Origin of the sequence: Nocardioides aequoreus, from assembly GCF_000720335.1 — a bacterium.
In the GTDB taxonomy this organism is placed as follows: Bacteria; Actinomycetota; Actinomycetes; order Propionibacteriales; family Nocardioidaceae; genus Marmoricola; species Marmoricola aequoreus.
The window spans coordinates 167,879-182,720 of record NZ_JOJN01000002.1; the positions used below are offsets into that span (position 1 = coordinate 167,879).

The window sequence follows — 14,842 nt, forward strand, 5'->3', positions numbered from 1 at the left end:
CGACGAAATGTCGGCTGGGAGGGCACCGGAGGGGCCGGGGCCCAAGGACCGCTCAGACACGTGGAGAGTCGGGCGCTGCAGCCAGTTCTCGGCGCACCGCCCACCACAGGCAGGCCGCTGCAGCCCCGGCAGCGATCCCGAGCAGTGCAGCGAGTAACAGTGCCACCAGCGGCGACCTCGAGTCGACAGGCTCTCCCTCGTCCGCCTCGTCGATGACTCGGGCCACGACGTCCCAGCCGCCTTCATCGGAACGTTCGAGCTCACGGACCACGCCGGGCACTGCGTCGGCGTAAGCCGCCGCCACGGTCCTGGCACGGTCCGCGTCGTCGTCTAGGACCTCGATCTCGATGATCGACGTCCCAGGCAGCACCGAGACGTCGATGTCGTCCTCGCTGGTGTCGATTTCGCCGCCCACATCCTCCGCGATCTGGCGAGCGAGGACGTCCCCGCCGATCACTTCGACGTAGGACGCGAGGCGTTGCTGCGCGACGGCGTTGCGCTGGAGGAGCACGTCAGGGTCGGCGCTCTCGACCTGGGTCGCAACGTACAGGCGCGCCGTCGAGAGAGAGCGGGAGTCCTGAGTGAGCACCAGGAGTCCGCCAAGCACCACCGCCAGCACCGTGACCACCAGGACGATGACGCGTCCTTCCTTGACGGCCTGAACGTAGTCCCTCAGCTGCACGCCCTCGCTCCTTCCGTCGACTCCCGCTCGTCCGGAGGACTCTAGTCACCCAGAGGTCTCCGGTCTGGGACCCGGGTCTGGTGACGCCGCACGCGCATCACGACGCGTCGGACGACAGCCCTCCCGGGCGACCGGCACGAGCACGCTCGGCGCCACGGAACTCCGTCATGGTGACGCCGCCGGACTCGCTGACGCCTCGGCGTCCGAGCACCGTGCCCAGGGTCGCGGCCATGATCTTGAGGTCGAGGAGCGGTGAGCGGTTGTCGACGTACTCGACGTCGAGCCGGAAGCGCTCCTCCCACGCCACCTCGTTGCGACCCCGGACCTGGGCCAAGCCGGTCATCCCGGGTCGGACCTCGTGGCGGCGGCGCTGCTCGGGCGAGTAGCGGTCGAGGTACTGCACGAGCAACGGGCGGGGGCCGACCAGGCTCATGTCACCGCGCAGCACGTTCCACAGCGTCGGCAGCTCGTCGAGGCTGGTGGAGCGCAGCCGCGCTCCGAAGGGTGTCAGACGCTGCTCGTCGGTGACCACGTCGGCGTCGGCGTCGACCGGCAGCATCGAACGAAACTTGACCAGCTCGAAGACCCGGCCGTCCTTGCCTGGGCGGGGCTGCCGGAAGAGCACCGGGGAGCCGAGCCGGCGACGCACCAGCACCCCGATCACGGCCTGCAGCGGGAGCGTGAGCACGAGCAGCACCGCGGCCGCGAGTGCGTCCGTGAGCCGCTTGAGCGGGTCGTAGCTACGGCCGCGCACCACTCACCCCCGCGCCGGCGAGCACCGCGGCCACCCGGTCGAACTGCTCGGCGGTCATGCCCGACCCCGACGGCAGGGTGAGCCCCTGTGCGAAGAGCCGGTCGGCCGTCCCGTCGAGGGTGCCGCCGTGCTCGGCGAAGACCGGCTGCAAGTGCATCGGCTTCCACAGCGGGCGGGTCTCGATGCCGGCGTCGGCGAAGTGCTGCTGCAGCTGCGGTGCCGACCAGGGAGCCAGGTCGGGGTCGACGACGAGGGCCGTGAGCCAGGCGTTGTCCTCCCGCGCCCGCGGGTCCCCCAGGACGCGCACGCCCTCGATGCCGGTGACGAGGTCGGCGTAGCGACGCCGCCACGTGCGGCGACGCTCGATCATCTCGTCGAGCCGGGCGAGCTGGGCGCGGCCGAGCGCCGCCAACACGTTGGAGAGGCGGTAGTTGTAGCCGATCTCCGTGTGCTCGTAGTGGCTCACCGGCTCCCGGGCCTGGGTCGAGAGCTTGCGCACGTGCGCGGCCAGGTGCTCGTCGTCGGTGACGAGCATGCCGCCGCCGGAGGTGGTCATGACCTTGTTGCCGTTGAAGGAGAGCGCGGCAGCCTCGCCGAAGGAGGCGCTGGGACGACCCCCGAGCGTCGACCCGAACGACTCGGCGGCGTCTGACAGCACACGCACGCCGTGGCGGCGCGCGACGTCGGCGACGGCGTCGTGGTCGACGCAGGCGCCCAGGAGGTCGACCGGGACGACGACGGGCACGCGCTGACCCTCGCCGAGCAGCTGGTGCAGCGCGCGGTCGAGCAACGCGGGAGCGAGGTTGCCCGCCTCCGGCTCGCTGTCGACGAACCAGGGGGTCGCGCCGGTGTAGCGGATCGCGTTGACCGACGCCGCGAAGGTCAAGGTCGAGACCGGCACCACGTCTCCGGGGCCCACGCCCCAGCAGACCAGCGCGAGGTGCAGCGCAGCGGTGCCGGAGGAGAGCCCAACGGCGTGCTCGCGACCTGCTCGTGCCGCAACCTCCTCCTCGAAGGCGGTCAGGTCCGGTCCGGCGGGAGCCACCCAGCCCGACCGGAGCGCGCGCACGACGTACTCCTCCTCGAGGGGTCCGGTGTCGGGCGGCGACAGCAGCACGTCGAAGTGCACGGCTCGGTCTCCTCTCGCTCCGGTGGTCGCTCGGGCGAACGCCGCGCAGACCTCGTCAGCGTCACCCAGCGGGCGACGCTCGTGGGGATCAGTCTCGACGACGGCTGGCGACCTGGCGGTCGTCGTCGCCCGGCGCGTCGAGCGTCATCCGCTCCGTGGCCTCGACCAGCAGGTCGACCACCTGCTGGCGCGGACCGTACGGCGAGAGCCGCGCCGCGTCGGAGGAGGCGAAGGGCGGGACCGGGACGTGGGAGATCAGCGGGTGGTGGGGTCGCTCGTCGACCTCGCCCTCGCTGAAGAGGTCCTCGTGCATCTTCTCGCCCGGCCGCAGGCCGGTGTAGACGATCTCGATCGGCTTGCCGCCCAGGTCGATCAGCTGCTGCGCGACCGCCGCGATGGAGACCGGCTCACCCATGTCGAGCACCATGACCTTGCCGTCGCTGCCGATGGCGCCGGCCTGGATGACCAGCTGCACCGCCTCGCCGATGGTCATGAAGTAGCGCGTCACCCGGGGGTCGGTGACCGTGACCGGCCCACCGCGCGCGATCTGCGCGGTGAAGGCCGTGAGCACCGAGCCCCGGCTGCCGAGCACGTTGCCGAAGCGGACGCTCATGAAGCGGCCGGCGGAGTCCTGCGCCGCAGCCGCGGTCAGGCCCTCGGCCACGCGCTTGGAGTAGCCCAGCACGCTGCAGGGGTCGGCGGCCTTGTCGGTGGAGACGTTGACGAAGCGCTCGACGCCGACGGCCGCCGCGGCGTTGAGCACGGTCTGGGTGCCCCAGATGTTGGTCTTGACCGCCTCGCCGGGCGCGGCCTCCAACAGCGGCAGGTGCTTGAGGGCGGCCGCGTGGAAGACGACGTCGGGGCGGCGACGCTCGAAGAGCTCGTGGACGAAGCGCTCGTCGCGGATGTCGCCGAGCACCAGGTTGTCGGAGTCGAGCAGCGCGCGCCCCTCGATCGAGAGCTGGACGGCGTGCAGCGCCGACTCGTCACGGTCGAGCATGATCAGCTCGGCCGGCGAGAAGCGCGCGATCTGGCGGCACAGCTCGGAGCCGATCGAGCCACCGGCGCCGGTGACCAGCACCTTGCGCCCGGTGAGGTAGTCGGCGATCTCGGAGACGTCGGTCTCGACCGGCTGCCGGCCGAGGAAGTCGGAGACCTCGATGTCACGCAGGTCCTCGATCTGCACGTGCTCGGGGTTGCCGAGGTCGTTGACGCTCGGCAGGACCTTCAGCTCGAGCCTGGCCGCGGAGGCGCGCGCGTTGAAGCGACGTACGACGTCGGCGGACGCGCTGGGGATCGCCAGCACCGCGATCGTCGCGTCGAAGCGCTCGGCCGCGCTCTCGAGCTTGGCGGTGTCACCCACGACCGGGACGCCACTGAGCCGGCGGTGCCGCTTGTAGGGGTCGTCGTCGAGCAGGGCGACCGGGTTCCAGATCGAGTCGGGGTTGCGCACCATGTCGCCCACCAGCTGGGCCGCGGCGTTGCCGGCGCCGATGACGACCACGGGCGTGCGGTCGGCCGGCGCGGCGTGGGGCTCCCGGGAGAGCGCGAAGTCGCGGGCGAGGCGGTAGACGGCGCGGCCGCCCAGCAGTCCCAGGAAGGCGCACATGGCGCCCGTGACGGCGACCGAGATCCGGATGTCGGTGGTGTAGGCGCTGACCGCGAGCGCCACGAGGGAGATGGCCCCGCCCAGCAGGCTGACGAGCAGCGCGTCGTCGAAGGATCCCACCGGCGAGCGACCCTCGTGGAGGCGCAGCGGCGCGGCGAGGGCGAGGAAGGCGATGCCGCAGGCCAGTCCGGTGATCAGCGCGGGGCCGAGCTGGGAGTAGGCGCTGTAGCCCACGACGGCCTGCAACCAGGCCATCGAGAAGTAGCCCAGCACCCAGGCGCTGAGGTCGAAGAGCCGCTGGACCAGCGGTCGCACCAGCTGCAGCCCAGCGAACAAGCCGTGCACGCACACCCCCGAGGTCGGATGGCTCCAGGTCGTTTCTCGGTCCGGTGCACGCCGCGAGCCTGACGACGTGCGCTTCGCAAGATATCGCGAGTGACGGGTGTGTCACCCGATCCGCTCAAACCTGCAAACCAGCCGAATAGTACGTTCCTACCCGCTCCGGGTCATACTCACGCGTCCGTCGAGGCCTCAGAGACCACCGGGCGTTGCCCGGCGCGGTCCGTCGCGAAGTGGCTCACCGACGCCACGAGCCCGCCGACAAGGGCGATCCAGAGGAAGCGGTTGCCCACGACGTCGCTGGAGACCTGCGCGTTGAGCAGCCAGTAGACCGCGATCCCCAGCGCGGCTGCGCCGGCCGGAGCATGGCTCACCCGACGCAGCCGGACCAGGGCCAGCACCACCAGCATCACCACGCCCAGCAGCGCCAGCACGCCTCCCTCCGCGAAGGCCTCGGCGAAGACGTTGTGGGCGTACGCCGCACCGTCCTCGTTGGCGATGGCCCGTCCTGCCTCGCTGTGCCGAGCGAAGTCGCCCCATCCCACGCCGAACAGCCTGCGCAGCCCCAGCCCCACAGCCTCGCCGACGAGGTCGGCGCGCGTCTCGTCGCCCAGCCCTCCCTGCACGGAGTCGACGATCCGGCGACCGCCGGCCCCACCTCCGCGCAGCGCGAAGACGTACGCCGCCGCGCTCGCGAGCGCGACCATCGCCAGCGGCCACGCCCGCCGACCGGTGAAGCACCTCGCCGCGCAGATCACGACGACCAGCGAGACCACGGCGGCCAGCAGCGGCCCGCGACTGCCGACCTGGACCAGCACCGCGCCGGCCGCGACGGCGACCAGCCAGGCGACCCAGCGCAGCCGGGCCGAGGCGAGGCCGAGCACGAGCAGCGGCACCACGGCTGCGCCCACGAGCCGGCCGGTGGAGATGGTGTCGACCGTGGGCAGCGTCAGCCGGCCCCCGACGAGGACGAGGTCGGCGGCGTCGGCGGTCATCACGGCGGCGAGCGCCACGGCCAGCCCCACGACCACCTGCGACCAGACCCAGCTCGTGCGCACCCGCTCGTGGTCGAGCAGCAGCACCGCGGCGAGGAGCGCCGGCAGCAGCGAGACCGCGAGGGCGGCGACCTTGGTCGGGCCGTAGCCGTCGGCGTCGCTCAGCATCGCCCCCGGCACGAAGGCCGCGACGAGGAGGGCGAGCGGCACCACGACCCCGGGAGGCAGCACAACAGGACGGCCCAGCCGGTGCACCACGCACAGCACGAGGAGCCCGCTGCCGATCCACACCGGCTCGACCGGCGACCACGACATCAGCACCGAGTTGCGCAGGTTCCAGCTCGCGGCCCACCACGTCAGCGCAGCGGCGTACGCCCAGGGCCACCAGCGTCCCGCGGACGTCGGCACCGGTGGCGACCAGCGGTGCCGGTCGGTGGCGGGGGTGCTCACAGCGCGGACCCTAGCCCGACCGCGCGTCACCGCCGTGGTGCCGCAGCGCGGACCCGGCCTCCTCTAGGGTCTGGCGGAGACGAGAGCCGCACCAGCACGAGGAGCCCGGACGTTGACGCCACTGCAGTACGGCAAGGTCGTCGCCCGCGGGTGGTGGCTGGTGCTGCTCGGCGTCCTGCTCGGCGCCCTGGTGGGCTGGATGACGACCGACGACGTCGCGCCCACCTACACCTCGTCGTCGAGCATCCTGCTCTCCCCCACCCAGGTCGCCAGCGCCACCTCCTCCGAGGCCTACACCGCCAACCTGCTGGCGCAGGGCCGGGTGCAGTCCTACGCCGACCTCGCCGACAACGACGCGGTGACCGAGCGCGTGATCGAGGACCTCGACCTCGACCTGACCCCCGCCGAGCTGGCCTCCCAGGTGACCGCGACGGCGACCCCGGCCACGACGGTGCTCAACCTGACGGTCACCGACGAGGACCCCGAGCAGGCCCAGGTCATCGCCCAGGGCGTCTCCGACCGCCTCGTCACCCTGATCACGCGGGTCGAGCGGCGCCGAGCCGACGGCACCGCGCTGGTGCGTGCCGAGATCGAGAGCGCACCCCAGCTGCCCACCGACTCGGCCTCGACGCCCCCGGAGTGGCGCAACCCGGCCCTCGGCGCAGCCGGCGGCCTGGTGCTCGGTCTCGCCGCCGCCGTCGTCGCCGGTCGGCTCGACCGCCGGGTGCGCGACGACGACGACGTCGTCGAGGCCCTGGGCGCCCCCGTGATCGGCACGGTCCCCCCGCCCCGTCGCCGCCGACGGGGAGCCGAACACGGCGACGCGGTGCTGGCGTCGGTGCGGACGGTGCGCACCGCCGTCTTCTTCCACCACCCCGGCCCGGGCCGCAGCCTTAGCGTCGCGATCACCAGCCCCCGCGAGGTCCCCGACCTCGCGGAGGTCACCGTCGCGCTCGCCACGTCCCTGGTCGGCACCGGCCACCGAGTGCTGCTCGTGGAGGCCGACCTGCAGCAGCCGCGCCTGGCCGGGTTGCTCGACCTCGACACCGACAAGACCACCGGCCTCGCCCCGCACCTGGAGGGCAGCCAGGACCAGGCCGAGGTGGTGCACCACCACGCCGCCTCGGGTCTCGACGTCGTCCCCGCTGGTCGCGCGTCCGAGGACGCCGCCGACCTGCTGCACAGCCAGTCCTTCGGCCGGCTGCTGGCCGACGCTGCCTCCCGCTACGACTTCGTGCTCGTGACCACGCCTCCCACCGACGCCGGCACCGACGCCGCGGCGGTGGCCGCCCAGTGCGACACCACGCTCGTCGCGGTGGCGCGGCGGCGTACGAAGCTCCCCGAGCTCCGCGCGACGGCCAAGCAGCTCGAGCAGGTCGGCGCCGAGGTCGTCGGCGCCGTCGTCATCGGCTGAGCCTGCGCTAGCTGCGCCAGACGCCGCGGGTGTCGACGAGCCCTCGACCGGCGAGCGTCGCCGGGTCGAGCGCGGCGAGCTCGGCATGGTGCACCAGCAGCACCACCACGTCGCTCTCCTGCAGCGCCGTGCCCAGGTCGCGCAGCACGACCGTGTCGTACGCCGCCAGCTCGGCGGGCAGCGCGTCGGCGTACGGCTCGACCGCGAGCAGGGTCAGGTCGGGGCGGGCCTCGGCCAGGCGGCGCACCACCTCGACCGCGGGACTCTGCCGCAGGTCGTCGACGTCGGGCTTGAAGGCGAGGCCCAGGCAGGCGACGGTGCCGCCCTCGGGCGCCTGGACCGACACCTGGTCGACCACCTGCTGCGGCCGGTCGTCGTTGACCTCGCGGGCCTGGCGGATGAGCCGTGCCTGCGCGGGCGCCGCGGCGGCTATGAACCACGGATCGACGGCGATGCAGTGGCCACCGACACCGGGTCCCGGCTGCAGCACGTTGACGCGGGGGTGGTGGTTGGCCAGCTCGATCACCGACCACACGTCGAGCCCGAGCCGGTCGCAGATGGTGGCCAGCTCGTTGGCGAAGGCGATGTTGACGTCGCGGAAGGTGTTCTCCACCAGCTTGGCCATCTCGGCCGTTGCGGCGTCGGTCAGCGAGATCTCGCCCTCGCAGAAGAGCTCGTAGAGCCGCGCGGCCCGGCGGCTGCACTCGGGCGTCAGCCCGCCGACGACCCGGTCGTTGCTGACCAGCTCCTCCAGCGTCTTGCCGGGGAGCACCCGCTCGGGGCAGTGGGCGAGGTGCACGTCGGGGTCGTCGGGATGCTGGTGCGGGAGCCGCAGGTCGGGGCGCTCCTCGGCGATCCAGGCGCTCATCGCGGCCGTCGAGCCGGGCGGGCAGGTCGACTCCAGGATCACCAGCTCACCGCCCTGCAGCACCTGCGCGATGGCCCGCGTCGCGGCCTCCACGTGGGTGAGGTCGGGCTCGTGGTCGCCCTTGAAGGGCGTGGGCACCGCGACGACGTAGACGTCGGCGGGCACCAGGTCACGGGTGGCGGTCAGCCGGCCCTGCTCGACCACGCGGCGCACGAGGTCGTCGAGGTCGGGCTCGATGATGTGCACGCGGCCGCCGTTGACCATGTCGACGACCCGCTGGTCGAGGTCGACGCCGTGCACCCGCACCCCGCGGTCGGCCAGCACGGCACTGGTGGGCAGGCCGATGTAGCCCAGCCCGACGACCGCCACGCCGCGCTCGTAGGTCGGGGCGGTGCCGCCGCTCACCGGGCGCCCGCCGCGAGCGACTGCTGCTGCGCGCCGGCGTCGAAAGGATCGGGCATCGGGCCAAGCCCCAGCAGCGCACGCAGGGCGCCGACGCAGCGGGGGGCCGCCTGCCCGTCGCCGTAGGGGTTGACCGCCTGGGCCATCGCGGCGTACGCCGCCGGGTCGCGCAGCAGTCGCTCGACCTCCTCGACGACCCGCGCCCGGTCGGTGCCGACCAGGCGCACCACGCCCGCGTGCACCCCCTCGGGGCGCTCGGTGGTGTCGCGCAGCACCAGGACCGGCTTGGCGAGTCCGGGCGCCTCCTCCTGCACGCCGCCGGAGTCGGTGACGACCAGCCGCGCGCGCCGCATCACGTGGGCGAACTCGGCGTAGGCCAGTGGCTCGGTGAGCACGACGTTGGGCAGCGACCCCAGCGTCTGCTCCACCGCGTCGCGGACGACCGGGTTGCGGTGCATCGGCAGCACCAGGTCGAGCTCGGGATGGGCCTCGGCGACCTCGCGCAGCCCCTCCATCGCCTGGCGCATGGGCCCGCCCCACGACTCGCGCCGGTGGGTGGTCACCAGCACGAGGTCACGCGCGTCGTCGAGCCTGGCCAGCGCGGGGTCGGAGAAGGGCACGGGCTGCTCGACGACCCAGTGCAGCGCGTCGATGACGGTGTTGCCCGTGACCAGCACGGTGCGGGGGTCGACGCCCTCGGCGAGCAGGTTGTCGCGGGCCGCCGGCGTCGGCGCGAGGTGCAGGTCGGCGAGCACCGAGGTCAGCCTGCGGTTGGCCTCCTCGGGGAAGGGCGAGCGGAGGTCGCCGGTGCGCAGCCCGGCCTCGACGTGCACCACCCGGCAGCCGGCCAGGAAGGCGGCGTACGACGCGGCGAAGGCACTGGTGGTGTCTCCCTGCACGACGACGGCCTCGGGACGTCGCTCCTCGAGCACCTGCTCCAGGCTCTCGAGCACGGCGCGGGTGATCGCGCTGACGGAGGCGCCGTGGCGCATCAGGTCGAGGTCGACGTCGGGCTCGATGCCGAAGAGACCGTTGACCTGGTCGAGCATCTCGCGGTGCTGGCCGGTCACGGCCACCACGGGCCGCAGCCCCGGGTCGTCGCGCAGGGCGCGCACCACCGGGGCCAGCTTGATCGCCTCGGGGCGCGTCCCGTAGACGACCAGGACGTCTCGCTGCATGGCGCCTTCCCACGTCGTACTCAGGTCCACAGGACCGTAACCCACCCCTGCGGGGCGACTACTGCCCGACGCGCTCGGGGTCCTGCCAGACCCGCACCCAGTCGACGTCGACCGTCGAGCTCTCGCTGGTGGTGCCGTCGTCGAGCGCCCAGTCGGAGGTCAGCAGGCTGAGCACGACCTCCTCGGGACCGTCGGCCACCCGGGGCTTATCGGTGGTCATCGTGACGTGGCCGTCGACTCGGAAGACGTAGCCCTCCGGTGTCCACTCGACGGAGTAGACGTGCCAGCCGTCGGCCGGCGTCGCGCCCTCGGCGAGCACCGGCGACGGGTCGACCTCTCCCCCCTCGCTGGCGAGCTCACCGTCGGTCAGGGGGTCGTGGATCTTGGTCTGCAGGCCCGAGCGGTGCCCGTCGCCGTAGTACTCCACGGTGTCGATCTCGAGGCCGCCCTCGCCCATGGTCTGCAGCCAGAAGGCGCTGTGCATGCCCTGCCCCGACTGGACCTTCATGCGCGCCGCAGCGGTGCCGTAGGTGAACTGGAAGGGCTCCTCGGCGCGACCGGTCCCGACCATCGCGTTGTCCCACACCCCGCCCACGCACTCGACGGATGCGTCGCCGGGCGACGCGGCACCGTCGGGGGCGATCCGCTTGACCGAGAGCGTGGCGACGCCGTCGGCCAGGCTGACGCGCTCCTCGTCGGGGCTCGCGCACATCCGCCGCCCGTGGTAGAGGCCGGGGTCGCGCGCCGCCCAGCGGCGCTCGTAGGCAGCGACGTCGTCGAAGTCCTCGGTGAAGACCTCCGTCTGCGTCGCCGGCGTGACCGGCTCTCCCGTCAGGTCGCCGGCCACCGCGCGGTAGTCGGCGTCCTCGCCGGGCTCCAGGGCCGGCAGCATCACTCGCGCCTGCCCGTCGGCGTCCTGCTCGCCCTCGGCGTCCGGCACGGCCGACCAGCTCTCCCCGCCGTCGGTGGAGCGCTCAACGCGTACGGTCGTCCCTTCGTCGGCGGGCTCCACCACCACGGTCGCGGGTGTGAGCAGGTCGTCGCGCGAGGGCGACTGCCCGATCGCGGCCGGGGCGATGCTCAGCTCGACGGAGCCCTCCGGCTCGGCTGCGCCGCCACCGCCGCCGCAGCCGGTGAGGAGGAGTCCGAGGGCCACGGGCGCAGCGAGCGCCCGGGAGGTCCGGGTCGCGACGAGAGGTCTCCGCACGCTACTGACCGATGTGCTTCGGGTCCTGCCAGACCTGCACCCAGTCGACGGCCACCTTCGAGCTCGACTTGGTCTTCAGCACGCGGTCGTCGAGCGCCCAGTCGGAGGTGAGCAGGCTCATCACGACCTCCTGCTGCGCCGTCGACACGTGCGGCCTGCTGGTCACCATGGTGACCACGCCGTCGACGCGGAAGACGTAGCGCTTCGGCGTCCACTCCACCGAGTAGACGTGCCAGCCGCTCGCGGGGGTCTTGCCCCTGGCCAGCACGGGGCTGAGGTTCATGGTGCCGCCGTGGGTGCGCAGGCCGCCGTTGGGGAGGGTCTGGTGGATCTTGCTCTGCAGCCCGGCCCAGTAGCCGTTGCCGTAGTACTCCGCGATGTCGATCTCGGCGCCGCCGGCACCCATGGCCTGCAGCCAGAAGCCGCTGTGCATGCCCTGGCCGGGCTGGAACTTCACCCGGGCGGCGGCGGTGCCGTAGCGGAAGGAGAAGGGCTTGGCGGCCCGACCCGTGCCCACCATGGCGTTGTGCCAGATGCCGCCGACACACTTGAAGCTGCGCTTGGCCGGCGAGGGACGGCCCTTGCGCCCGACCTGCTTGACCGAGAGCCTGGCGGAGCCGTTGATCACTGCCACCCGGCTCGGGCTCGGTGCCGCACACATGCGGCGGCCGTGGTACATCCCCTTGTTGCGCGTCTTCCACTGCTTGCGGTACTTCGCCGCCGAGTCGAAGCCGTCGACGAAGACACGCGTCTGCGCCCGCGGCACGACCGTCGGGGTGGCGACGTTGCGCTTGCCCTTGCCCGGCGAGGTGACCGCGCGGTACTTCGAGGTGTTGCCCGGCTTGACGGCGCGCACGTTGAAGCGCGCGCGGCCCCGCTTGTCCTGGGTCGTGGTCGCGGCCTTGAGCCACTTGCCACGGACGAGCCGCTCGATCCGGACCCCTGCCCCGGGCCGGGCGGGGCTGAACCGCACGGTGCCGGGGGTGAGGCCGGCCTTGCGGTCGGAGCGCTTCTGACCGACCGGAGCCGGCGCGAAGGCGATCCGGCCCGTCGTCCGCCGGGCCTGCTGCTGCGCGGCCAGCGAGCTCGTCTGGGTCGAGACGCCCGAGGCCTCCGCCGGCTCACGGTCGAGGGCGATGCTCGCGCTGGAGACCGCGAGGGTGAGTGCCATCGCCAGGGCGACGAGCTTGGGGGTGCGTGTCATGGGTGGAGCCCTCCACGAGCCGAGCCGAGATCAAGACCGCGGGGTTCGCGACGCAGGTGAGTCTAACGGGACAGAAGTGGACCATGAGGGCACACTCCGCCCATGACGCGACGACGGAGCGACTTCACGGCAGCCGCCCGGCGGGCGGTCCGCGGCCTCGTGGCGGGTCGCGAGGAGCCCGGTGCGACGGCTCCCGTCGCGGCACCGCGTGAGCCGAGGCGTCGTCGCTTCGGCCTGAGGCCGGGACCGAAGCTGCCGCCGGTGCCACCCGTCACGGACGCCGACAGCTGGCTGGTGCCCCCCACGTCGCAGAAGGAGGGCATCGGGCACGGCTTCCACGCCCAGGGCACCGGACGAAGACCGCGACCCTTCGACGTCGAGCTGCTCGAGGAGCTCAACGAGGAGTACCGCCACAAGCCGGTCGTGCCCGAGCCGCGGTCGTGGACGGCCGAGGGGCTCGCCGCGGAGGCCAACCGTCGGGTGCTGTGGGCGCACCACACGGTCGACCTGGCCGGCAAGACCGTGCTCGAGGTCGGCTGCGGCGACGGCTACGAGCTGTGGTCGATGGCGCACAACCTGGGGGCCGACGCCCACGGCGTCGACGTTCACGAGTCGGCTCGCTGGGCCGACCTGGCCGGCGACCGGGTGCACCTGCAGCGCGCCGACCTCACCCAGCACAACCCCCTCGCCGACGACACCTTCGACCGCGTCGTGTCGTACACCGTCTGGAGCACGTGCAGCACCCCCACGCCCTGCTGCGCGAGACCTTCCGCGTGATGAAGCCCGGAGCGCTGCAGTGGCTGCGGGCCAACCTGTGGGCCGGACCCCTCGCCTCCCACCGCTACCGCGACATCTACTTCCCCTGGCCCCATCACCTCTTCTCCGACGACGTCATCGCCGCGTGGGACGCCGCCCACGGCCGCCCGCCCGAGGGTGCGGCGTGGGTCAACAAGCTCACCTGGAACCACTACGAGCGCTACGTGCACGACATCGGCTTCCGGCTGCGGCGGGTGCGCTTCCAGAAGACGGAGTGGGACGAGGACTTCTACCGCCGCTTCGAGGACGTGCTCGGCCGGATCCCCCGCTGGGACCTCGAGCGCGACTTCTTCACCGCCGTGCTGGAGAAGCCGGTCCGCACAGCAGCACAGCCCGGCCAGCGTCGCTGACCGGGCTGCGCCTGCAAGCTCGACGGGCTACTGCCAGACGCGCACCCAGTCGACGTACATCTTCGAGCTCTCGCTGGTCTTGAAGTCGTCGAGGGCCCAGTCGGAGGTGAGCAGGCTCAGCACGACCTCCTCCGGCGCCTGCGACACGTCCTTGGTCGAGACCCAGGTGACCACGCCGTCGACGCGGAAGACGTAGCGCGTGGGCGTCCAGTCGACGGAGTAGACGTGCCATCCGCTGGCCGGCGTCCGGCCCTTGGCCACGACGGACGACACGTTCATCTTGCCGCCGCTGGTGGAGAGCTTGCCGTTGGAGAGCGTGCGGTGGACCTTGGTCTGCAGGCCGGAGCGGTGACCGTCGCCGTAGTACTCGGCGATGTCGATCTCGGCGCCGGTGACGGCGGGACCCTGCAGCCAGAAGCCGCTGTGCATGCCCTGGCCCTTCTGGAAGCGGACCCGGGCGGCGGCCGTGCCGTACTTGAAGGTGTACGGCGAGGCCGCGCCGCCGGTGCCGACCATGGCGTTGTCCCACACCCCGCCCACGCACTTGTACTTCGAGTCCGCGGGCGACCGGGTGCCGTTCTTCGCGATGCGCTTGACCGAGAGCGTGGCGATGCCGCCGCTCACGCTGACCCGGTCGGCCTTGGGGGTCGCGCACATGCGGCGCCCGTGGTAGAGCCCGGGGGCACGCGTGACCCACTTGCTGCTCAGCGCGCTGCCGTTGAAGTCCTCGGCGAAGACCTGCTTCTGGGCCGTGACCGACACGGCCCCGCCCACAACGGTGGCGGCGCCCTTGCCCGGGAAGGTGACGGCGCGGTACTGGGCGGAGGTGCCGTCGGCCAGCCGCGGCAGGTTGAAGCGGAACCAGCCCTTGCTGTCCTGGGCGCCCTTGGCCTGGGTCACCCACGAGGTGCCGACGTAGCGCTGCACCTGCACGGCAGTTCCGGGACGCGCCGGGCTGAAGGTCGCCACGCCCGGCGTCCGGTAGGCGGTGCGGTCACGCAGCTGGCCCACGGGGGCCGGGGCGATGTCGAGCTTCGGCGCGGACGCGGCCCTGGCGAGCACCTTGACGCCACGTGACGTGCGGGTGCTGTAGCGCTTCTTGCCGATCTTCGTCGCCGGGGCCACGACCCGGAAGGTGCGCGAGCTCGTCGTCGCCTTCACGCTGAAGGCGTAGGCGCCACCTCGCTTGGTGCGCGTCGACTTCACGCTCTTCCAGCGGCCCTTCGCCTTCTGCTGGAGCACCACCTTGCGCTTGGCCGGGGCCACGGCGCCGCGGACGGCGACGCTCTCGTTGGGCAGCGGGCGGGCCACCGAGAGCTTGGCCGAGACGCCCGCGGCCTGGGCCGGGGTGTCGTCGAGGGCGATGGTGCCCGTCGTCAGGACGAGGGCAAGCCCTGCGGCCCCCGCGACGAGTCTGGTGATGCGTGACATGTGCCCTCCACGAG

The 14,842-nt window shown here is 72.6% G+C and carries 13 protein-coding genes; 3 read left to right on the forward strand and 10 right to left on the reverse strand.

The features are described from left to right. Window positions 1-52: 52 nt before the first annotated feature. From IG63_RS0103335 to IG63_RS0103355, 5 genes are all read right to left on the reverse strand, one after another. Window positions 53-682, reverse strand: coding sequence for a YveK family protein (locus tag IG63_RS0103335; RefSeq protein ID WP_030482965.1), 630 nt, complete (start codon window positions 680-682; stop codon window positions 53-55). Window positions 683-779: 97 nt separating this feature from the next. Further along, window positions 780-1,436 (reverse strand): sugar transferase, encoded by a 657-nt coding sequence (locus IG63_RS0103340; protein WP_030482966.1) that lies wholly within the window; start codon window positions 1,434-1,436, stop codon window positions 780-782. Continuing rightward, entirely contained in the window at window positions 1,423-2,565 is a 1,143-nt protein-coding gene (locus tag IG63_RS0103345) for a DegT/DnrJ/EryC1/StrS family aminotransferase (protein WP_051706112.1), read from the reverse strand. The genes IG63_RS0103340 and IG63_RS0103345 overlap by 14 nt, the downstream gene beginning before the upstream one ends. Before the next feature lie 88 nt (window positions 2,566-2,653). Further along, window positions 2,654-4,489, reverse strand: a complete 1,836-nt coding sequence (locus tag IG63_RS0103350; protein ID WP_157210006.1) for a polysaccharide biosynthesis protein — start codon at window positions 4,487-4,489, stop codon at window positions 2,654-2,656. A 197-nt stretch (window positions 4,490-4,686) separates the two neighbouring features. Next, entirely contained in the window at window positions 4,687-5,958 is a 1,272-nt protein-coding gene (locus IG63_RS0103355) for an O-antigen ligase family protein (protein WP_030482969.1), read from the reverse strand. 112 nt (window positions 5,959-6,070) lie between these two features. On the opposite strand from IG63_RS0103355, the gene IG63_RS0103360 reads away from it, so the two are divergent. Beyond that, window positions 6,071-7,372: a tyrosine-protein kinase domain-containing protein gene (locus IG63_RS0103360; protein ID WP_030482970.1), complete on the forward strand. Its 1,302-nt coding sequence runs from the start codon at window positions 6,071-6,073 to the stop codon at window positions 7,370-7,372. A 7-nt stretch (window positions 7,373-7,379) separates the two neighbouring features. Here IG63_RS0103360 and wecC read toward each other — a convergent pair whose 3' ends face one another. From wecC to IG63_RS0103380, 4 genes are read right to left on the reverse strand one after another with little or no spacing between them, the layout of a single operon-like run. Beyond that, window positions 7,380-8,645 (reverse strand): UDP-N-acetyl-D-mannosamine dehydrogenase, encoded by a 1,266-nt coding sequence (gene wecC / locus IG63_RS0103365; RefSeq protein ID WP_030482971.1) that lies wholly within the window; start codon window positions 8,643-8,645, stop codon window positions 7,380-7,382. Further along, a complete protein-coding gene (gene wecB, locus IG63_RS0103370; protein WP_030482972.1) occupies window positions 8,642-9,820 on the reverse strand; it encodes a non-hydrolyzing UDP-N-acetylglucosamine 2-epimerase in 1,179 nt (392 codons plus the stop codon). Before wecB ends, wecC begins: the two co-directional genes overlap by 4 nt. Window positions 9,821-9,878: 58 nt before the next feature. Continuing rightward, window positions 9,879-10,976 (reverse strand): glycoside hydrolase family 16 protein, encoded by a 1,098-nt coding sequence (locus IG63_RS0103375; RefSeq protein ID WP_030482973.1) that lies wholly within the window; start codon window positions 10,974-10,976, stop codon window positions 9,879-9,881. 52 nt (window positions 10,977-11,028) lie between these two features. Further along, the gene (locus tag IG63_RS0103380; protein ID WP_030482974.1) at window positions 11,029-12,231 is read right to left on the reverse strand and encodes a glycoside hydrolase family 16 protein; all 1,203 of its coding nucleotides are present in this window, start codon (window positions 12,229-12,231) and stop codon (window positions 11,029-11,031) included. 102 nt (window positions 12,232-12,333) lie between these two features. Here IG63_RS0103380 and IG63_RS0103385 point away from each other — a divergent pair, with 102 nt between their 5' ends. Together IG63_RS0103385 and IG63_RS0103390 are read left to right on the forward strand one after the other, a co-directional pair. Continuing rightward, the gene (locus tag IG63_RS0103385) at window positions 12,334-13,008 is read left to right on the forward strand and encodes a class I SAM-dependent methyltransferase (protein ID WP_030482975.1); all 675 of its coding nucleotides are present in this window, start codon (window positions 12,334-12,336) and stop codon (window positions 13,006-13,008) included. Next, on the forward strand, window positions 12,966-13,397 hold the full coding sequence (locus tag IG63_RS0103390) for a hypothetical protein (protein WP_030482976.1): 432 nt from the start codon (window positions 12,966-12,968) through the stop codon (window positions 13,395-13,397). Before IG63_RS0103385 ends, IG63_RS0103390 begins: the two co-directional genes overlap by 43 nt. 27 nt (window positions 13,398-13,424) lie before the next feature. Here IG63_RS0103390 and IG63_RS22535 read toward each other — a convergent pair whose 3' ends face one another. Beyond that, entirely contained in the window at window positions 13,425-14,828 is a 1,404-nt protein-coding gene (locus IG63_RS22535; protein WP_036194363.1) for a glycoside hydrolase family 16 protein, read from the reverse strand. Window positions 14,829-14,842 lie beyond the last annotated feature (14 nt).

Bases quoted from the DNA above. Each gene is read 5' to 3' on its own strand.
- wecB (WP_030482972.1), bottom strand. From the start codon at position 9,820: ATGCAGCGAGACGTCCTGGTCGTCTACGGGACGCGCCCCGAGGCGATC.
- IG63_RS0103380 (WP_030482974.1), bottom strand. From the start codon at position 12,231: ATGACACGCACCCCCAAGCTCGTCGCCCTGGCGATGGCACTCACCCTC.
- IG63_RS0103385 (WP_030482975.1), top strand. From the start codon at position 12,334: ATGACGCGACGACGGAGCGACTTCACGGCAGCCGCCCGGCGGGCGGTC.
- IG63_RS22535 (WP_036194363.1), bottom strand. From the start codon at position 14,828: ATGTCACGCATCACCAGACTCGTCGCGGGGGCCGCAGGGCTTGCCCTC.